Source organism: Kitasatospora sp. NPDC057542, assembly GCF_042801945.1.
Classification (GTDB): Bacteria; Actinomycetota; Actinomycetes; order Streptomycetales; family Streptomycetaceae; genus Kitasatospora.
Window position 1 is genome coordinate 1 of the sequence record NZ_JBHVFE010000714.1, and the last position, 2,849, is coordinate 2,849.

The following is a 2,849-nucleotide window of genomic DNA, read 5'->3' on the forward strand; positions in this document are numbered from 1 at the left end:
GGCGAATGACCGGCTGGGGCGGACGACTCCGCCCGGGGCCCCGGGCCCGGTGGTCCCCGCCGGGCGTGATGGCGGCTGCCCGGCCACCCGGGCGGGCAGCCGGGTGGCCGGGGGCGGCTACTGGTTGTTGGCCGCCTCGGCCGCGTCCAGCACGGAGTCGATGTTGTCGATGGCGGTCTGCAGCAGCCCCCGGGCCGCTCTTTGCATCTCCAGTTGGAAGGCGATGCCCTCGATGTCGCCGGCCGCGCTCGCCGCGTAGGTCCCGCCGAGCGCGCCCAGCATGACGTGCAGCCCCTCGGCGGCCTGCACGGCGGCCATCGGCAGCGGCCCACTCTCCTCGAGCGGGGCGTAGATCCGCAGCGGCATCATCGCCCGCGCGATCTGCCAGCCCGTGAAGGCCATTTGCAGGATCATGTCGTCCCAGGCTTCGGCGGCCTTCATCTGCTCGCCGACCGCAGCGAACTGGTTCTCCTCGTCCAGCTCGACCCCATCGGCGAACATCGCCTCCCTCTGGGCGAAGCCCAGCAGGGCGTTGACCATCCGCACCCGGTAGATGTCGGGGTGGTTGTTGAGGGCCGCGAACTCGGCGTGCTCGGCCGGGGTGATCTCGTGGTCGAAGTAGCCCAACGCGGTCAGGGCCTTGCTGATCTGTTCCACCGTCACCGGGGTGTGATCGTTTGTCATATCGGCACGCTACCGGTCCCGGTCCGGGCACGGGAGGCCAATTCCCGGGCCCGTGCGCCAGCGGGTCCGCTTCGTCCCGGACCCGCCTCTCCCGCCCGCCGACGGCGCGGACCGTGGCAGGTCTGTTGCACACGAAGTGACGCCGCTCACAGCCGTCCGGCGCGGGGCGTGATCGACTCGCTCGATGCGCCAGACCTCCTCGAACCGCCCCAGGCTGACGGTCAGTCACTCCACTTTCGCCGCCACCGCCGCCCTGCTGCTCGCGGGCTGCGGCACCGTGGCGACCACGGGCGCGGGCGGCGGCGCGGAGGCGTCCGGCAGCCCAGCGCCGTGCGGCACGCCGACGTCGACGCCGACGGCGCCCGGGGCCGCGCAGCCGACAGGGCTCGCCCAGGGCGGGGTGCGGATCACCGCCGTCGGCCCCACCTGCTTCGAGTACGAGGTGACCAACCCGAACGGCGAACCGTACGACGTCACCGTGGTGTTCAGCCTCCGCTCGGCGGAGGGGTCCGCGCTGGACAACCTCAGCCGGACCGTCGCCGGGCTCGCCCCCGGGGCCACTGAGAAGGGGAGCGTCGACCTGACCGGGGCCCCGACGCGGCTCGGCGAGCCCGTCTTCCCACCCCGGACCGGCCAGGCACGGCCCGGCACCCGTCCGTCGAAGCCGGAGATCCTCAAGGTCCGCAGCGTGCCCACCGCCGAGGCACCCCGCCCCGACGGCCCCTGCCCGCCCTCCGGCCTGCGGCTGTACGCCGACGAGGGCAGCGCCGCGATGGGTCTGCGCGCGGTCGGCCTGCACCTGCGCAACTGCGGCACCGCCACCGTCACCCTCGACGGCTACCCGCAGGTGCAGCCGCTCGACCTCGACCACCGGCCCCTCGACGGGGTGCGCGTCCTGCGCGGCGGCTCCGAGATCGCCACCGGCACCGGCGCCGACGACCCGCCGCGGAAGTTCGACCTGCGCCCGGGGGAGGGCGCCCGCGCCACCCTGGTGTGGCGCAACACCACCGAGGCCGGCGAGCCGCTCAACGCCCCGTACGTGCGGGTGCGCGCCACCCCCGACGCGGCCCCCGTGATGGTCGTCCCGGAACTCGACCTCGGCACCACCGGACGCCTCGGCGCCGGCGCCTGGACCAGGGAGGACGTGAACGACAAGCCGTCGCCGCCCCCGGCACTGTGACCGCACTGTGATCGGACCGTTGTCCCGTGCCGTAATCATGATCATTATCGTGCGTCGGTATGTCCCACACCGATCCGGCCCAGCGGCCCGACGACGACTCCCGCTGGAACGTCACCCTGGACGAGGACTTCGTCCGCGCGGCCGACATCAAGGAGGAGAACCTCCACCGACCCGCCGGCACCCCGCCCGGCCCCAAGCGGGTCTGGCCGCGCAACCTCGCGCTCGCCCTCACCGCCGCCGCACTGACCGCGGGCGCCTTCACCCTGCTGCGCCCCTCCGGCGAGGAGAGCGGGACCCCGGCCGCCGCGGCCCCGTCCGCTTCGGCTTCCGTTGCCGCTTCCGCTTCCGCCACCGGGTCCCGGGCCTCCGCGGCCCCGGACGGTTCCCTGCTGCCGCTCGACCAGCTGTTCCCCGCCCAGGTGACGGTAGCCGGCGGCGAGGTCTACACCAGGGTCGGATCGACCGTCATGAACTCCTGCGTCGAACCGGACTCGGTCGGCCCGCGGCTGATCGGGCTGATCCGCGCGTCGAAGGGCTGCCTGGGCGAGCAGATCGCCCTGTACACCGACAGCGCCAAGAACCAGTACAACCTCGCCGTCTTCACCATGGCGGACCCCAAGGACACCGTCCACCTGGTCACCACGCTGAGCATGGCCTTCGACGACTACCAGGTCGGCGCCCAGGCCCCGCCGCCCGCCTCGGGCCTGGCCACCCTGCCCCCGGACAGCGGCATGGTGCAGATGTTCTCCGGCGCCGGCCGGGCCATGGTCGCGGGCCTCGGCCAGTGGTCCGACGGCCACGCCACCGACTACCAGACCCTCGTCGACAAGCACCTGAACCCGCTGCAGAAGGCGATCGGCCAGGCCGTCTTCGCCCACGAGTCCGCCCGCTGACCCGCCCCGCACCGCCTGCCGCCCGGTCGACCCGGGCGCCCGGTGCGGGACCCGACGGCCCGGCACGCTCCCCCGTGGCGTGCCCGGCCGTC

Annotated in this window: 3 protein-coding genes; 2 read left to right on the forward strand and 1 reads right to left on the reverse strand. The window is 73.9% G+C overall.

Annotated features, from left to right (window positions below; translation table 11 throughout):
* Window positions 1-117: 117 nt before the first annotated feature.
* Entirely contained in the window at window positions 118-684 is a 567-nt protein-coding gene (locus ACFU7Y_RS42540) for a DUF6245 family protein (protein ID WP_224282415.1), read from the reverse strand.
* A 184-nt stretch (window positions 685-868) separates the two neighbouring features.
* Between ACFU7Y_RS42540 and ACFU7Y_RS42545 the strand changes: the two genes are divergently transcribed.
* A complete protein-coding gene (locus ACFU7Y_RS42545; RefSeq protein ID WP_380771815.1) occupies window positions 869-1,864 on the forward strand; it encodes a DUF4232 domain-containing protein in 996 nt (331 codons plus the stop codon).
* Between the two features lie 59 nt (window positions 1,865-1,923).
* Window positions 1,924-2,757: a hypothetical protein gene (locus tag ACFU7Y_RS42550; protein WP_224285274.1), complete on the forward strand. Its 834-nt coding sequence runs from the start codon at window positions 1,924-1,926 to the stop codon at window positions 2,755-2,757.
* Window positions 2,758-2,849: the final 92 nt, after the last annotated feature.

Excerpts from the sequence above, each read along its gene's own strand:
- ACFU7Y_RS42540 (WP_224282415.1), bottom strand. The coding sequence starts at position 684 with ATGACAAACGATCACACCCCGGTGACGGTGGAACAGATCAGCAAGGCC.
- ACFU7Y_RS42545 (WP_380771815.1), top strand. The coding sequence starts at position 869 with ATGCGCCAGACCTCCTCGAACCGCCCCAGGCTGACGGTCAGTCACTCC.
- ACFU7Y_RS42550 (WP_224285274.1), top strand. The coding sequence starts at position 1,924 with ATGTCCCACACCGATCCGGCCCAGCGGCCCGACGACGACTCCCGCTGG.